The organism is Chitinophaga sp. CB10 (genome assembly GCA_001870995.2).
Classification (GTDB): domain Bacteria; phylum Bacteroidota; class Bacteroidia; order Chitinophagales; family Chitinophagaceae; genus Chitinophaga.
The window spans coordinates 305,643-320,582 of record MLAV02000003.1 but is presented as its reverse complement, the minus strand read 5'-3'; the positions used below and the strand labels follow the sequence as shown (position 1 = coordinate 320,582).

The following is a 14,940-nucleotide window of genomic DNA, read 5'->3' as shown; positions in this document are numbered from 1 at the left end:
CAGAGTTTGATACACCCTCGTTTTATGTAAGGACCCTGCATAAATGGCGGGCAGCGTCACCTTGAAACCACACTGCTGCGCTCCTGTGCCACAAATATGCGCCTGATCACCCATGATAATGTGAAAGTAGGGATGAAATCTGTTCCCGGAAAAAGCTCTTCTATAAAGGTAAACATGCTGCCGAAGGAACCTAAGGTACCGCCGAAGAGGCGGTAGAAAATAATGGCAGCAACCGGGGCCCAAACAATATCGGCTACTTCGCCTAAAACGGGGACTGCATAACTGGCGCACCCTAACAGGTCGAGCACCACGCAGATCCATAATTTGGGGGTGTACTTTTTATCCATATTCAACCTCCGCTTTTCAATACATAAACAAATTACTTACCAACTTTAACAAAGGTAGGATTTTAGGCAGTTCCAGCGCTTCAGCCGGCAACTTTTCCGGTTGCAACAAATCCGGTTGCATTTACGGTTTATTTCACCTATTTTTAATCGTATTTTAAACACTTATTATGCCACAGAATAACTCACGCCGTGATATGATAAAGAAAGTAGCCACCATGGCGGTTGCTACCACCGGTATCACTTCCCTGGCCAACAGAGTATCGGCACATGAAAACGTTATGGAAGAAAAACTGAAAGGAAAAATCAACCACTCCGTTTGCCAATGGTGCTACAACGACATCTCACTGGATGAACTCTGCCAGGCTGCAAAAAAAATAGGAATTACCTCCATTGACCTGGTAAATCCAAAGGACTTCGACGTATTGAAGAAGCACGGGCTTACCTGCGCCATGGTAGCCAGCAACGGCCCCGAATGGGGAATTACCCGGGGTTTTAACAACCCGGAATACCACGATAAGCTGGAAGCTTACTTCAAGGAATATATCGATGCTACCGCAAAGGCGGGCTTTAAAAATCTGATCTGCTTTTCCGGTAACCGCAACGGCCTGACTGACCAGCAGGGTATCGATAACTGCACCAAAGGACTGAAACGCGTCATCGGTTATGCGGAAAAGAAAAACGTCACCCTGGTGATGGAGCTGCTCAATAGTAAAGTGGACCACCATGATTACCAGTGCGATCATACCGCATGGGGCGTAGCGCTCTGCAAATCCCTCGGTTCGGAGAACTTTAAGCTGCTGTACGACATCTACCACATGCAGATCATGGAAGGGGATGTGATCCGCAATATCCGCGACCACCACCAGTACATCGCCCATTACCATACCGGCGGCGTGCCGGGTCGTAATGAGATCGACGAATCGCAGGAGCTCTATTACCCTGCCATCATGAAAGCCATTTACGAAACCGGCTTCAAAGGGTATGTGGCGCAGGAATTCATTCCCAAACACACCGATAAGCTGGCATCCCTCCGCGATGCCGTGCATATCTGCGATATCGCCTAACCTCGCTATTATTTCCATCTCATTAAATACCAATAACATCCGTTTGAACCACAGCGGTCAAACGGATGTTTATTTTGTTTGTTATGTACGGCCCCTTACCTTTGCCGCCAATTAGTCCACAAATCAAGTAGGGTAATAATGAAACAGTACTACAAAAAGCCGCTGGCATGGCTGCTGGCAGAATCGGAAGACGATAGCGCCAAAACGCTGAAACGTACGCTCAACGCCTTTCAGCTCACCATGCTGGGGCTGGGAGTGATCATTGGCGCCGGCCTGTTCTCCCTGACCGGCATCGCTGCGGCAAACCACGCCGGGCCTGCCGTAACCTTGTCGTTTGTAGTAGCGGCCATCGGCTGCGCCTTTGCAGGGCTCTGCTATGCGGAATTTGCGTCTATGATACCCGTTGCCGGCTCGGCTTACACCTACGCCTATACGACCATGGGAGAGCTGTTTGCCTGGATCATCGGGTGGGACCTTGTGCTGGAATTTTCCGTTGGCGCGGCTACCGTATCCATCAGCTGGTCCAACTACCTGGTGAAGTTCCTGGACAACTACGGCATCTACCTGCCGGAAAGATGGCTGCATTCCCCATTTGAAACATTTGTGGCGCATAACGGGCAAACGCTGTCCGGCATCATGAATCTGCCTGCCGCGCTGGTAGTAGTTTTCATGTCGCTCATACTGATCCGGGGCACTAAAGGCTCCGCCATCTGGAATGCGATAGTAGTATCGCTGAAAGTGGGTGTGGTACTGGTTTTCATCGCACTGGGCTGGAAGTATATCAATCCTGCCAACCACGTGCCTTACATTCCGGCCAATACCGGGAACTTTGGCGACTTCGGCGTTTCGGGAATCTTCAGAGGCGCCGGTATCGTATTTTTCGTTTTCCTGGGCTTCGACATCATCAGTACTGCCGCGCAGGAAACAAAGAATCCACGGAGGAACATGCCTATAGGCATTCTCGGCTCTCTCGCCATATGTACTATCCTCTTTATATTATTTGCCCATGTAATGACCGGGCTGGCGCCTTATAAGGAATTTAAGGACAGCGGCGCGCCGGTGGCTATCGCTATCGCGCATACGCCGTACACCTGGCTGGGGCAGGCCATCCTGCTGGCCATCATCGTGGGGTACACTTCCGTCATCCTGGTGGACCTGCTGGGCCAGAGCCGGGTGTTTTACGCCATGTCCAAAGACGGGTTGCTGCCAAAGATATTTTCCGATATCCATCCCCGTTACCGGACCCCGTGGAAATCCAATATCCTCTTCTGCATTTTTATCAGCCTTTTTGCCGCCTTTGTACCATTGAAGGTAGTAGGGGAGATGACCAGCATAGGCACGCTCCTGGCCTTCGTGATCGTATGCGCGGGCGTATGGATCATGCGGTACACCATGCCGGATGCGCCAAGGGCATTCCGTACCCCATGGGTGCCAGTGGTGCCAATTCTCGGCATTGTTTCCTGCCTGGCCATGATGGTTTCGCTGCCGCTGGACACCTGGCTGCGCCTCATCATCTGGATGGCCCTGGGTATGGTCATCTACTATGCGTATGGAAAGAAGAGAAGTAAGGTACGGGCGACGATAGGTCAGTAAGGCCAGTCTTCCCGGAGAATGCCCATGACTACCATGTCCACCAGCTGGCCATGCAGCTTGGCGCTGGAACGGAGCACGCCTTCTTTACAGAATCCGAGCTTAATCGGGATCTGGCCGCTGCGCTCATTTTGCATCACAAAGCGGATTTCTATTTTGTTGAGATGTAATTGCTTAAAAGCAAAGCTGATTACGGCTTTTGCGGCGGCGGTAGCGATGCCTTTGCCCTGGAAAGCCGTTCCCACCCAGTAACCGATTTCCGCAATATGCAATTCCCGGTCCCAGCTGTGGATGTCGATCACGCCGCAGAAGGCGTTACGGTACCAGATGCCGAAGGCGACGGCCTCCTGCTCCTCTGCCTTGCGTTGCATCATTTCAATAAAACGGAGGCTGTGTTCCTCTTTTGTATTGTAGTCTACCCAGGGTAAAAATTTCCGCAGGTGTTTACGGGAAACGTCCAGCTGCTGATAGAGTGCGGGAGCATCCAGTGGCTGTAGTTGTTTCAGGTATATTTCATCGTTTACTGGTAGCTCAATCATAGCGGGAAAGGAATAAAGGGGGCTAACTTACAAAAAAAAGCGGGAACAGCATGGCGCCGTTCCCGCTTTTTTGCATGGGCACAAATTTCTTAGTTGTTGGCCAGTAACTGCTGCCGCGCCATATCTTTCACCACCTGTTGCGCATACAACACGGCCATCCTTTCGGTGGTTGGCGGATCGAAAGACCTGGACTGTACGGAATACAACAGCTGTCCGCTCTGCAAATCGTAAAGGTTACCTTCCCACTGGTATTTGGTATTTACAGCGATGTAGCCAGGGGCGTACATCCTGTTGTACCAGGAGTAGTAAGGCCAGAAACCATAATATCCGTAAGGGGAATATATGGAGCCCGGAACAAATTGTTTCTCTTTACCTTTTTCCAGCATTACAATGGTGAGTACCTGGTTGGCGCCGCTGTTCTTCAGCTTGTTCACCACCTGTTTTTCACCCATTTTACCAAATCCCTGCGGGCCGTATTCCTGGAATGCGGAAACAGCGTTATATCCTTTCCTTCTCAACTCAGTTACCGTATAATTTTCCATCTGGCTGCGGAGCGTGCGGTCCTTTTCAGGCACCAGGGCAATCACCATTACCTTCTGGTCTTTCTGAATTTTTTGCGCATCATTCGCTCTCCATGAGGAAGTAACTTTTGTGCTTGTACATGCCGTTGCAAAAATCGCAATGGCTGCTATCATTAAACCCAGCTTTTTCATATACCCTCCTTTGATTTAGTATGTGTGTACCTGTTAGACGGAGAAGGGGCTGATTTGTAACATCTGCCTGCTGGTTTTAACAATATTTTTAGAGTTGTTAATGTCTTGCTAATGAACAATTTATTTCCGCCTTCTTTTCAAGTTTTCCAGCTCCCGCGGGGAAGGGGTAAAAAATAAGGGTTGCGCCTGCGGCGCAACCCTTATTTACGGCAATTGCCGGTATAATTATTAGTAATTAATCACCTGTTCTTCGATGCTGGCCGGGATTTCCCTGAACTCGTACAATTGCGTACGGAGCTGCGGTTCGAATCCCGCTTCGCGGATCGCTTCCTGCATGGATTTGTAGGTAAAGCGGTGCGGCGCGCCGGCAGCGCTTACTACGTTTTCTTCGATCATGATAGACCCGAAGTCGTTAGCGCCGGCATGCAGGCACAATTGCGCTACCTGCTTACCTACGGTAAGCCAGGATGCCTGGATGTTTTTGATATTCGGCAGCATGATGCGGCTCATGGCGATCATGCGGATATATTCTTCCGCAGTGGTCATGTTATGCACGCCACGGATACGGGCCAGGAGCGTGTCCACATCCTGGAAGGTCCATGGGATGAAGGCGGTGAAGCCATAGTGGCCTTCCGGCTTTTCGCTCTGTACCTGGCGGATGTCTACCAGGTGTTCGAAGCGTTCCAGCACGGTTTCCACGTGGCCGAACATCATGGTAGCGGAGGAGGCAATGTTGAGCTTATGGGCGGCACGCATTACGTCCAGCCATTCCTGCGCGCCGCATTTACCCTTGGAGATCAGGCGGCGTACACGGTCGTTCAGGATTTCAGCACCGGCGCCGGGAAGGCTGTCCATACCCGCTTCCTTCAGCGCTTTCAGCACTTCGATATGGGTGCTTTTTTCCAGCTTGGTAATATGAGCTACCTCGGGGGGGCCGAGGGTGTGCAAACGCAGGGTAGGGTAGAGCTGTTTCAATTGCTTAAACAGGTCCACATAAAAGCTGAGCCCCAGCTCAGGATGGTGACCGCCCTGTAACAGCAGCTGATCGCCGCCGTATTTCAGGGTTTCCTCAATCTTACGCTTATATTCGTCGATGCCGGTGATATAGGCTTCCGGGTGACCGGGGATGCGGTAAAAATTACAAAACTTGCAGTTGGCAGTGCATACGTTGGTGGTGTTAACGTTCCTGTCTATCTGCCAGGTCACTTTACCATGAGGCACCTGTATTTTGCGCAGCTCGTTGGCGATGTGCATCAGCTCTGCCAACGGCGCGTTCTCAAACATGAATACTCCTTCCTCTGCTGTCAGGAATTCAAATTGTTGCGCCTTTTTGTATAAATCCTGTAGTTCCATTGTGCTTTCCTTAAAAGTTGACGGCTAAACCGAAACAAAGGTAGTGTAATTGCATATATCTAATGCGATTGATTGCGCAAGTAATTATTATACCGTCCGTAATAAAAATATTTTATACGAAAGCATTTAAATGTTAAATTTATACAAATGCGATACCTACATCGTCCCCAACATGTTTAAGCTAATTCTGTTCAGCCTTACCCTGTTCTTAGGAACAATTTTTTGCCAGCAAGCCACTGCCACCACGTTATACGCTGACAATAAGCAGCCCTATTACACCGAAGTTGATACCACCGCCAATTCTGTGCTGATTACCCGGTTCAAGTTCAAACAGTATTACGGAGGCGTTGTGATTATCCAGGCCGTACTCAAAGGATACCCGGATACCCTGCAGTTCATCCTGGACACCGGCAGCGCCGGCATCTCCCTGGATACCGCCACCTGCGTGCGGCTCGGACTGAAGCCCGTACCATCGGACAAGGTGGTAAAAGGACTGGCGGGAGCAAAGCAGGTATCCTTTGTGGAACATAAATCCCTGTTGCTGCCAGGGTTGGAGGTGGATAGCCTCGACTTCCATGTCAACGATTATGAGCTGATCAGCCAGGTGTATGGCCTTCAGGTGGACGGTATTATCGGCTTTAGCCTGTTGAGCAGATATATAGTGACGGTGGATTACGATAAAGAGGAAATCGGCATCTACACAAAAGGAAAATACAATTATCCCCGTGGCGGCATGATGCTGAAGCCCAGCCTGACGCAGATACCGCTGGTGTACGCCCCCCTCAAAAACGGGCGTACCAGCACCAGCAACCGCTTTTTTTTCGACACGGGCGCAGGTATGTGCCTGCTGCTTTCCAACCAGTTTGTGAAGGACAGCAACCTCCTGGCGGATAAAAGGCGCAGGGCCAGGGTGATCCAAACGGAAGCCCAGGGCCTGGGCGGCAGGATGACCATGTCCCTCACCACCATCCAGGAATTCCGTATCGGCAATTACAGCTTCCGGAATGTGCCCACCTACCTGTTTGACGATACGTATAACGTGACGTCCTACCCCTATCTGGGCGGTATGATCGGGAACGACCTGCTGCGGCGCTTCAACCTCACGCTGAACTACGCCAAAAAAGAGATTTACCTCCTGCCCAATACCCATTACCGGGATGTATTCGACTACTCGTACACGGGGCTGATCATCTACCTCATTAACGGACAGGTGGAAGTAACCGATGTGATCAAAGGCTCCCCGGCGGAAAAAGCCGGCTTCCAGCGGGGCGATGTAATCCTCGGTATCAACAATAACATGGGCAATAACCTGCAGCTTTTCCGCGAACTCCTGAAGGCCATCGGCACCCGGGCATTTGTATTAATCAGAAGAGATAATGAACTGGCAGTTAAAAAATTACCAATAAAAAGTATTCTTTAACGTTATTTGTGGCATGTGGCGACTCTTTTGGACAGTAATAGCAATGGCCGCCGCCTGTACCCAATTAAGCGCTCAACGCAAGCACAACACAACGGCGGAACCAGACAATACCAAGCCTGCTGCGGTCATCCCATTCAGGCTGGTGAATAACCATATCGTATTTCCTGTTACCGTATCCGGTAGCACGGACACGCTGCAATTTATCTTCGACAGTGGCGCGGAAATTACGGTCATGCATACACGCACCGCTGAAAAAATGAAACTCAACAGCGGCAAACAGGCCTTTATGAGCGGGGTAAACAACGGCATGATACAAGTGCCGGTCGTTACTATCAATGCTTTATATATCAAGGATTTACGAATGCCTTATTTGTCCGCCTACCTGGAAGACCTGCGGGACATAGGCACGGATGCCGTTCCGATAGACGGCGTCATCGGCGTGGCCCTCATGAAGGCGTACATCGTAAAGATAGATTACCGCAACAGGCAATTGATTCTCTACCCCAATGGGAAAACAAAAGTCAATACCGCCGGGCAACTGCTGCACTTTACGCTTAACTTCACCACGCCCGTGATAGATGCGGTGATCAGGCTCCCTAACGGCACTACGCTGATGGGGAAATACCACGTTACCACGGGGGGCGACTATGGCATCCTCTTCAACTGGCCCTATGTGGAAAAATACCAGCTGAATACGCAGCTGCCCACCATCAATACGGACAGGGTGAAGGACATGGTAAAAGTGCTCTACTACATCAACAGCACGGTGAGCGAGCTGCAGATGGCAGGTAAGAAGATAAGCAATGTGCCCGTCAGCTACTGCAAGGATGTGGACGATGTGGGCGCATTCGTCGAGATAGCGGGCGCCATCGGCTTTTCCGTATGGAAACAATTTACCGTTACCATCAATTATAACAAGAAAGAACTGTTTCTTGAATAGCGTTGACGCATGGTTGACGAGAAGAGATTATCTTTACTAATATCCACAACATCAATTGGCTTATGATTCATTATAATAAATTTACTTTAGCGAACGGGCTCCGGGTTATTGTGCACGAGGACCATACAACGCCCATGGCTGTACTGAACGTGTTGTATGACGTAGGAGCAAGAGACGAAAACCCCGAACAGACAGGATTTGCGCATCTTTTTGAGCACCTGATGTTTGGCGGGTCAATCAATATTCCCGAGTACGACGAACCGCTGCAAATGGCAGGCGGAGAAAATAATGCCTTCACTACCAGCGATCTCACCAACTACTATATCACCCTCCCGGCAGAAAACATTGAAACGGCCTTCTGGCTGGAGAGCGACCGCATGCTGTCCCTCGCTTTCAGCGAAAAAAGCCTGGATGTGCAAAGGAAAGTAGTTTCGGAAGAGTTCAAGGAGCATTACATCAACAAACCCTACGGGGATGTATGGCACAAAATGAGGGCCCTGGCCTATACAACGCATCCCTACCGCTGGATGACCATCGGCAAGGAGCTCTCGCACATTGAAAATGCGAAGCTGGAAGATGTAAAGGCCTTCTTCTTCAAATACTACCGCCCCGTGAATGCCATCCTTTCCGTAGCCGGCAACGTAACGCTGGAGCAGGTAAAAGCCCTGGCGGAAAAGTGGTTTGGCGATATTCCTTCCGGGGAGAAATACCAACGCAACCTGCCCGTAGAACCGGAGCAAACGGAGGCGCACAAACTGGAAGTAAAAGCCAATGTACCGCTGGACGCTATTTATAAATGCTACCATATGCAGGCCAGGTCGGACAAGCGGTATTACGCCGCGGACCTGATTTCTGATATCCTCAGCGGTGGCGGCTCTTCCCGCCTGCACCAGGTGTTGGTAAAAGAAAAGAAATTATTCTCCAATATTGACTGCTACCATTTCGGCAGCATCGACGCCGGTTTGCTCACCATTGAAGGGAAGCTGGTAAAAGGCGTGAAGATGAAGGACGCTGAAAAAGCGATCCAGCTGGAACTGGAAAAGCTGCAAAACGAAGTGATTTCCGAAAGAGAGCTGCAGAAAGTAAAAAACAGGGTGGAAAGCCTGCTCGCCTTCGAGGATATGAGCCTGCTGAACCGCGCCAACAACCTGGCTTTTTACGAACTGCTGGGCGATGCCGCACTGATGAACAAGGAGTTCAGCAATTACGAACAGGTAACGACCGAAGATATTCACCGGGAGGCCAAAGCGCTGTTTGACGAAAGGAACTCCAACACTATTTACTATTACGCCGAAAACTAATACTGTCAAGTGTTTAAAGCAACGGCCCAAAAATCCAAAAGATGAACAGAAGTATTCCTCCTGCCATAAAAGACGCCGTGGAGTTTGACCTGAAGCTCAAACCATACGAAAAATTCACCCTCGATAACGGGATACCCGTGTACGTTGTAAAGTCCGACGAACAGGAAACTTTACAGCTGGAGCTGGTATTCCCTGCCGGCACCTGGTACGAAAACAAGAGCATGCTGGCCCTGGCAACCAACTTTCTCATGAAAACCGGTACCAGCAAGCACAATGCCCTTGAGATCAATGAGAGCATTGAGTACTACGGCGCCTACCTGAACCGCAATACCTTCCATGAAAACGCGACTTATACCCTGCACTGCCTCACGAAGCATTTTGGCGAGCTGCTGCCGGTATTGTCAGAAGTGATTTTAGACCCGGTTTTCCGCGAAGAGGAACTGAGCATCTATGCCCAGAACCAGAAGCAGAAGCTGGCTGTAAACCTGCAGAAATGCGACTTTGTGGCTAACCGCTACATCGACCAGTACCTGTTCGGGGAATTCCACCCGTATGGCCGGGTGAGCACCATGATGGGCTACGACGCGCTGCAAACCAAAGACCTGGAAGGTTTCTACAAAAACCATTACACTTACAACAACTGTAAAATATTTGTGGCCGGCAACCTGCCGGAGAACATGATCCCCCTGCTGAACCAGTACCTCGGGGGTACGAAATGGAACGGGGAGTCGCACGTGATGCGGCTGGACCTGCCCATTCAGCCCGCGGAAGAGAAGAAGTTCCGGATCTTCAACGATGAAAACGGGGTGCAGGGCGCCGTGCGCGTAGCGCGGCCGTTCCCGAACCGTTACCATCCTGACTTCCCGAAAATGCTGGTGCTCAACACCATTCTGGGAGGTTACTTCGGCTCGCGGTTAATGAGTAACATCAGGGAAGAGAAGGGGTACACCTACGGTATCTACTCCCAGCTGTACAACTTCCGCCAGGTGAGCGCCATTAACATCCAAACTGAAGCTGGGCGGGATGTTTGCGAGGCTACCATCGAGGAGATTTACAAAGAGCTGCAAACGCTGCAAAACGTGCCGGTACCGCAGGAAGAACTGGACCTGGTACGCAATTACATGATCGGCTCTATCCTGGGCGACCTGGATGGCGCATTCCAGATTATCCAACGCTGGAAAAACCTCATTCTCAACGATCTGGACGAAAATTATTTCTACAATAATATTCAAACCATCAAAACCATTTCCGCAGAAGAGTTGCAGCATATTGCGAAGCAATATTTTACGCCTGCCGACTTCTTTGAGCTGGTGGTGATCTAATTGAGCGAACATATGAAACACTTCATCATCTGCCTGTTGCTGTTAGCTGCCGCCAGCAAAGGCTTCGGACAGTCGCAGGCAGAGATGAATAAAAAAGCCACGGAAGCTTACCGCCAGGCGGATAAAGAGCTGAACAACATCTACCAGGCTATCCAGAAGGAATATGCCGCCAATAAAAAGTTCCTGGAAAACCTGCGGGACGCACAACGGCTCTGGGTGCAGTTCAGGGATGCCCAGGTAAAAGCGATGTTCCCGGAAGCGGCCAAGGAATACGGCAGCATGTTCCCCGTCTGTAAATCCAACTACCTTGCCCTGCTCACTACCCAGCGGATAGAGGCGCTACGGGTATGGCTAAACGGACTTCCTGCCGGCGAAACCTGCACGGGCTCCGTAGGTGCGAAGCAGTAACCCTCACGAATTATTTTTTATTCATATATATTTCGTAGTTTTGTCGCGTATTTACCCACTATCCCTATGCGACACCTACTTGCTATCCTCGCCATCTTTGGCAGCATAACGGCTTATGCGCAACAGCATAAGGATCCCGTTGAAATCATTGAGGAACGCTACCAGCGTTGCCTTGCCCAAAGCTCCAATATGTTTAACTGCGCTACGCTTTACTACCAGGCGATTGACAGCGCGTTATCTGCCACCATTCAGCATTTATACGGGCATTTGAGCGCCGCTTCCGTCAATAAGCTGCAGCAGGACCAGATTGCCTGGGAAGAGCGGAAGGATGCTTATTTCAAAAAAATAGACGAAAGGGTGGAGAAGCTGCATAAAAGCACGATGCAGGGGCTGGATGACGACATGATTTCTACCGATAATAAGGCCGCTTTCCTGAAGAACAGGCTGGTAGAGCTGTACAGGGAATATGAGCTTGGCTAGTTGTTATTGCGTTCCGCCCAGCGGGGGCAAATGCGTTTTCCAACCTGCAATATTTCCTCCGGCATAGCGGAAAAAATACTGCAGGTTAATGTATGTTAAAACCGCTCCTGGTGCCGGAGCCACCGTTCCGGAATTTCATTGTTGCTGGCCAGCAGATAGTCATTGTAAGCGCAGGGCACAAATTCCCTGTCGGGCAGCTGCATCCACCAGCGGCCGGTTTTCTTGCTTTTCAGAAAAACGGTGTCTATATCGGAGAAGGCTATATGAAACTCCCAGAAGGCATCCCGGTGTTCCAGTAATGCTTCTTTATTTTTCACGGCCCTGCCGTCCATGAAATACCAGATCATTTGTGATATCTGGCGCGCGGTGAGGTTTTCCTTATCTTTTTCCGGGCGGTAGCCATAGATGCCGAAGCTGGAGAGGCGACTGCTCATGCCGGCATAGCGTGCCAGCAGGCAGCTTTCCTCCCCGCTGAAACCGTTAGGGGAGAGGTGGTTGGCCGGTGCGTCGGTATGGCGGATGATATTGATATCAAGGCTGAAGAGGTCCGAATGCCGCAGCACGGGCTCGGCTTCCTCCATATTTTCCCGGATGCGGCCCAGGCGGTAGCAGTCGAACCGCAGCTTATCCAGCGTTTCCAACATCCTCGGATGTACGAAATAGCTCTGGAAGCCGAGGTGATTGTAATGCCGCAGATAGTTGGGCTGTTCGGTAAGAATATCCATGAGAAAGCGTTCGCTGCGAATGCTGGAATCTTCCCGGAGGTCGATCAACGCATCGGCAACGGTAGCTTCGATTATGAGCTGCTGGGAAGCGTAGGCTTTATATTGGGCATAGGTGAGGTCGTGTGAGCCGCCGAGGATGATCACCGTTTTACCTGCCTGAATCAGATCGCCCACCACGGCTTTCATGGCGGCATACGCATCGGCCAGGAAGGCGCCGGAGCGCAGGTTGCCGGCATCGGCCAGCTTAATGTCCCGGTGCCAGTTGTACAGCCGGTATAATTCACGACGTATCACGTCCGGCCCGGTGGTGCCGGTTTTGCCGGAATCGCTTCCTCTCTCTTCTCCCACACCCAGCAACACAATCTCCGCGCTGTCGATATCAGGAATATGGTTAGCCTGATAAGCGTCAATTACGCCGCCTACCTGGAAGGCGTCGTATTCCTGGTCGTCATTGAGATAGTCTTTGGAGATAGGATTCAGAAAATCCTGAAGGTGCGAAAAATCAGCCATCAGTTTATAGGATTTAATGATGGCAAACGTACAACAAGAATTTTAATTAAGCGTCAAAGCAAAACACTAAAGTATGGGCATAAAATGCACAGGCACAATATACAGTGTTGGCAACAATCAGTTCTTGTGTATAATGAATTCGAAAGGTTTGTGCGCCTTGCGTGAAATGGCTTTTTCCAGCACAGTTCTCTTATTGGTCACTTTGCTTTTGTTACAGTTGGCTACTTCCATAACGGCACAGAGATAATCCATCGTTTCGATGAGCGTCAGCATCTCACTGATCTGTCTAACGGCAGATTGAATTTGCTGCTCAGTGTACCTATCTTCGTGTAGCAGGATCAGTAAATCTCTATCTACAGGTTTCATGAAAAAAATTTGAAGTTCCCCGAAATATTGTTTGGTCAGGTATTCATGGGATAACCCAAAAGATAAGGCTAATCATTGCCGTTTTGCTCAAAACGTGGGTATTAATGCATTCTTTTTTTGTTCATGGTGGGACATCCGCAATCATTTTTCTTAAAAACCTTGCAACCCTCCATCGCCAAACTGCCACAAAGAAGAATAATTACCACCCATTTTATCTTATTCATACTGATGATTATATGCTTAATCTAAATTGTTTATTCCTAGCTCAGACTTTACCTTTTCTTAACAATGCCCTTTTGTAATTTAAGCTAAATTCGCAAAAAAAATCTAAATATTTGTCCACAATCCTCTCTCCCAAAAAAATTCTTGTAGTTCCCCTGGATTGGGGCCTTGGACATGCCACCAGGGATATTCCCCTGATCCATGAAATGCTAAACGCAGGATGTAAAGTTTTTATTGCTGCGGAGGGCAAACATGCGGCGCTTTTACAACAGGAATTCCCGGACATCACCATCTTTCCGCTGCCGGGATACCGCATCCAGTATGCGCAGAAGGGCAAATTCTTCGGACTTAAGATTATCCAGCAGATCCCGAAAATTATCGGCGCTATTAAGCACGAGCAACGCTGGCTGCAAAAAATAGTGAAAGAACACCAGATAGACGCCGTTATTTCCGACAACCGTTTCGGGCTCTATCACAAGGATATTCCCACGGTGTTCATCACGCACCAGCTGCTTATCAAAACGCCGTTTGGCGGCTGGATTGAGCGGACTTTACAGCGTATCAACTACAGTTATATCCGCAAATACAGCGCCTGCTGGATTCCGGATTTCGAGGGAGATAACAACCTCTCCGGCGAACTGGCGCACCCTGCTGCACTACCAGCTGTTAAGACCACGTACCTGGGCTGCCTTAGCCGCTTTGAACCACAGGAGAATGTGCAAAAGAAATACGATCTGCTGGTGCTGATTTCAGGCCCGGAGCCGCAACGCTCCAACCTGGAAAAAATGGTGATCACGCAGATAAAAGACCTCCGCATTACGGCGTTGATCGTAAGCGGCAAGCCGGGTACACCGCAACAGGAAGAGATTGCGCCCGGCGTAACGCAGGTTAACCACCTGAATGCCACGGAGTTAAACAAAGCCATGCTGGCTTCGGATATGGTGCTGAGCCGCTCCGGCTATACCACCCTGATGGACCTCGCGAAACTGGATAAAAAAGCGATACTGGTGCCTACGCCGGGCCAGTCGGAACAAGTGTATTTGGGCGAATACCTCATGGAAAAAGGGTATTTCTATTCTCTTCCCCAGGAAAAATTTCAGTTGAAAACAGCGCTGGAACAGGCTGCGAAGTTCCCGTTCAAATCGTTCCAGCTGCAGGATATGACCCGCTATAAGGCAGTCGTGCAGGATTTCATCAAATCATTATAAGCGTACACGCTTCATAAACCGGCAGCAAGTCCGCCAATGGCGGACTTGCTCCATTAAATATTCTTCACATCAGCGCCGATGTAAATTTTTCCATCCACGATTGCTACCGGGCGCTTCAGGAAAGAATACTCTTCCAGTATCAGGTCGTGATAATCTTTTTCTGTCAGCTCTTTCTCGTGAAGGCCCATGGGGCGGTACTTCTGGGACCTGCGACTAAACAGCGCCTCATAGCTGCCGGCCAGTTCCTTCATTTCTTTTAACTGGGCATCCGTAATTTTTTCCTTTTTTATATCTTGTAATACGAAGCCCCGGTCTACAGCCCGGGTTTCTTCCAGGATCTTCTTGCAGGTACCGCAGGTAGAAAGATGGTATATCTTTTTCATATCCGTTTTTTTCAGGTAGCAAATGTAAATTTTCCGCTCAGATATTCTG

The 14,940-nt window shown here is 49.8% G+C and carries 16 protein-coding genes; 9 read left to right on the top strand and 7 right to left on the bottom strand.

Translation table 11 applies throughout. The features are described from left to right. Nucleotides 1–56: 56 nt before the first annotated feature. The gene (locus tag BOC67_RS06745) at nucleotides 57–347 is read right to left on the bottom strand and encodes a hypothetical protein (RefSeq protein ID WP_291908521.1); all 291 of its coding nucleotides are present in this window, start codon (nucleotides 345–347) and stop codon (nucleotides 57–59) included. A gap of 194 nt (nucleotides 348–541) precedes the next feature. Between BOC67_RS06745 and BOC67_RS06740 the strand changes: the two genes are divergently transcribed. Both BOC67_RS06740 and BOC67_RS06735 read left to right on the top strand, forming a co-directional pair. Continuing rightward, a complete protein-coding gene (locus BOC67_RS06740; protein ID WP_291908519.1) occupies nucleotides 542–1,411 on the top strand; it encodes a TIM barrel protein in 870 nt (289 codons plus the stop codon). A 138-nt stretch (nucleotides 1,412–1,549) separates the two neighbouring features. Next, nucleotides 1,550–3,004 carry an amino acid permease gene (locus BOC67_RS06735; RefSeq protein ID WP_291908518.1) on the top strand — a complete coding sequence of 485 codons (1,455 nt, stop codon included), beginning with the start codon at nucleotides 1,550–1,552 and terminating at the stop codon, nucleotides 3,002–3,004. Here BOC67_RS06735 and BOC67_RS06730 read toward each other — a convergent pair. The 3 genes from BOC67_RS06730 to mqnC all read right to left on the bottom strand — a co-directional run bounded on the left by BOC67_RS06730 (nucleotide 2,998) and on the right by mqnC (nucleotide 5,606). After that, complete coding sequence (locus BOC67_RS06730) at nucleotides 2,998–3,540, bottom strand: GNAT family protein (protein ID WP_291908517.1); 543 nt, start codon at nucleotides 3,538–3,540, stop codon at nucleotides 2,998–3,000. The genes BOC67_RS06735 and BOC67_RS06730 overlap by 7 nt on opposite strands. Before the next feature lie 89 nt (nucleotides 3,541–3,629). Further along, nucleotides 3,630–4,253 (bottom strand): hypothetical protein, encoded by a 624-nt coding sequence (locus BOC67_RS06725; RefSeq protein ID WP_291908516.1) that lies wholly within the window; start codon nucleotides 4,251–4,253, stop codon nucleotides 3,630–3,632. A 228-nt stretch (nucleotides 4,254–4,481) separates the two neighbouring features. Next, entirely contained in the window at nucleotides 4,482–5,606 is a 1,125-nt protein-coding gene (mqnC, locus tag BOC67_RS06720) for a cyclic dehypoxanthinyl futalosine synthase (protein ID WP_291908515.1), read from the bottom strand. A 172-nt stretch (nucleotides 5,607–5,778) separates the two neighbouring features. On the opposite strand from mqnC, the gene BOC67_RS06715 reads away from it, so the two are divergent. The 6 genes from BOC67_RS06715 to BOC67_RS06690 all read left to right on the top strand — a co-directional run bounded on the left by BOC67_RS06715 (nucleotide 5,779) and on the right by BOC67_RS06690 (nucleotide 11,477). Beyond that, nucleotides 5,779–7,026: an aspartyl protease family protein gene (locus tag BOC67_RS06715; protein WP_291908513.1), complete on the top strand. Its 1,248-nt coding sequence runs from the start codon at nucleotides 5,779–5,781 to the stop codon at nucleotides 7,024–7,026. A gap of 13 nt (nucleotides 7,027–7,039) precedes the next feature. Next, complete coding sequence (locus BOC67_RS06710) at nucleotides 7,040–7,966, top strand: retropepsin-like aspartic protease (RefSeq protein WP_291908510.1); 927 nt, start codon at nucleotides 7,040–7,042, stop codon at nucleotides 7,964–7,966. Between the two features lie 62 nt (nucleotides 7,967–8,028). After that, nucleotides 8,029–9,267 carry a pitrilysin family protein gene (locus tag BOC67_RS06705; protein WP_291908508.1) on the top strand — a complete coding sequence of 413 codons (1,239 nt, stop codon included), beginning with the start codon at nucleotides 8,029–8,031 and terminating at the stop codon, nucleotides 9,265–9,267. A gap of 41 nt (nucleotides 9,268–9,308) precedes the next feature. After that, nucleotides 9,309–10,589 carry a pitrilysin family protein gene (locus BOC67_RS06700; RefSeq protein WP_291908507.1) on the top strand — a complete coding sequence of 427 codons (1,281 nt, stop codon included), beginning with the start codon at nucleotides 9,309–9,311 and terminating at the stop codon, nucleotides 10,587–10,589. Nucleotides 10,590–10,601: 12 nt separating this feature from the next. Further along, nucleotides 10,602–10,997 carry a lysozyme inhibitor LprI family protein gene (locus BOC67_RS06695; protein ID WP_291908506.1) on the top strand — a complete coding sequence of 132 codons (396 nt, stop codon included), beginning with the start codon at nucleotides 10,602–10,604 and terminating at the stop codon, nucleotides 10,995–10,997. Between the two features lie 66 nt (nucleotides 10,998–11,063). Next, nucleotides 11,064–11,477 (top strand): lysozyme inhibitor LprI family protein, encoded by a 414-nt coding sequence (locus BOC67_RS06690; protein WP_291908505.1) that lies wholly within the window; start codon nucleotides 11,064–11,066, stop codon nucleotides 11,475–11,477. Between the two features lie 95 nt (nucleotides 11,478–11,572). On the opposite strand, the gene BOC67_RS06685 is transcribed toward BOC67_RS06690, so the two are convergent. Together BOC67_RS06685 and BOC67_RS06680 are read right to left on the bottom strand one after the other, a co-directional pair. Continuing rightward, complete coding sequence (locus BOC67_RS06685) at nucleotides 11,573–12,712, bottom strand: formimidoylglutamase (RefSeq protein ID WP_291908503.1); 1,140 nt, start codon at nucleotides 12,710–12,712, stop codon at nucleotides 11,573–11,575. A 117-nt stretch (nucleotides 12,713–12,829) separates the two neighbouring features. Further along, entirely contained in the window at nucleotides 12,830–13,078 is a 249-nt protein-coding gene (locus BOC67_RS06680) for a hypothetical protein (RefSeq protein WP_291908501.1), read from the bottom strand. A 335-nt stretch (nucleotides 13,079–13,413) separates the two neighbouring features. Here BOC67_RS06680 and BOC67_RS06675 point away from each other — a divergent pair, with 335 nt between their 5' ends. Next, nucleotides 13,414–14,508: a glycosyltransferase gene (locus tag BOC67_RS06675; RefSeq protein WP_291908499.1), complete on the top strand. Its 1,095-nt coding sequence runs from the start codon at nucleotides 13,414–13,416 to the stop codon at nucleotides 14,506–14,508. A gap of 53 nt (nucleotides 14,509–14,561) precedes the next feature. Here BOC67_RS06675 and BOC67_RS06670 read toward each other — a convergent pair whose 3' ends face one another. Continuing rightward, nucleotides 14,562–14,891, bottom strand: coding sequence for an arsenate reductase family protein (locus BOC67_RS06670; RefSeq protein ID WP_291908498.1), 330 nt, complete (start codon nucleotides 14,889–14,891; stop codon nucleotides 14,562–14,564). Nucleotides 14,892–14,940 lie beyond the last annotated feature (49 nt).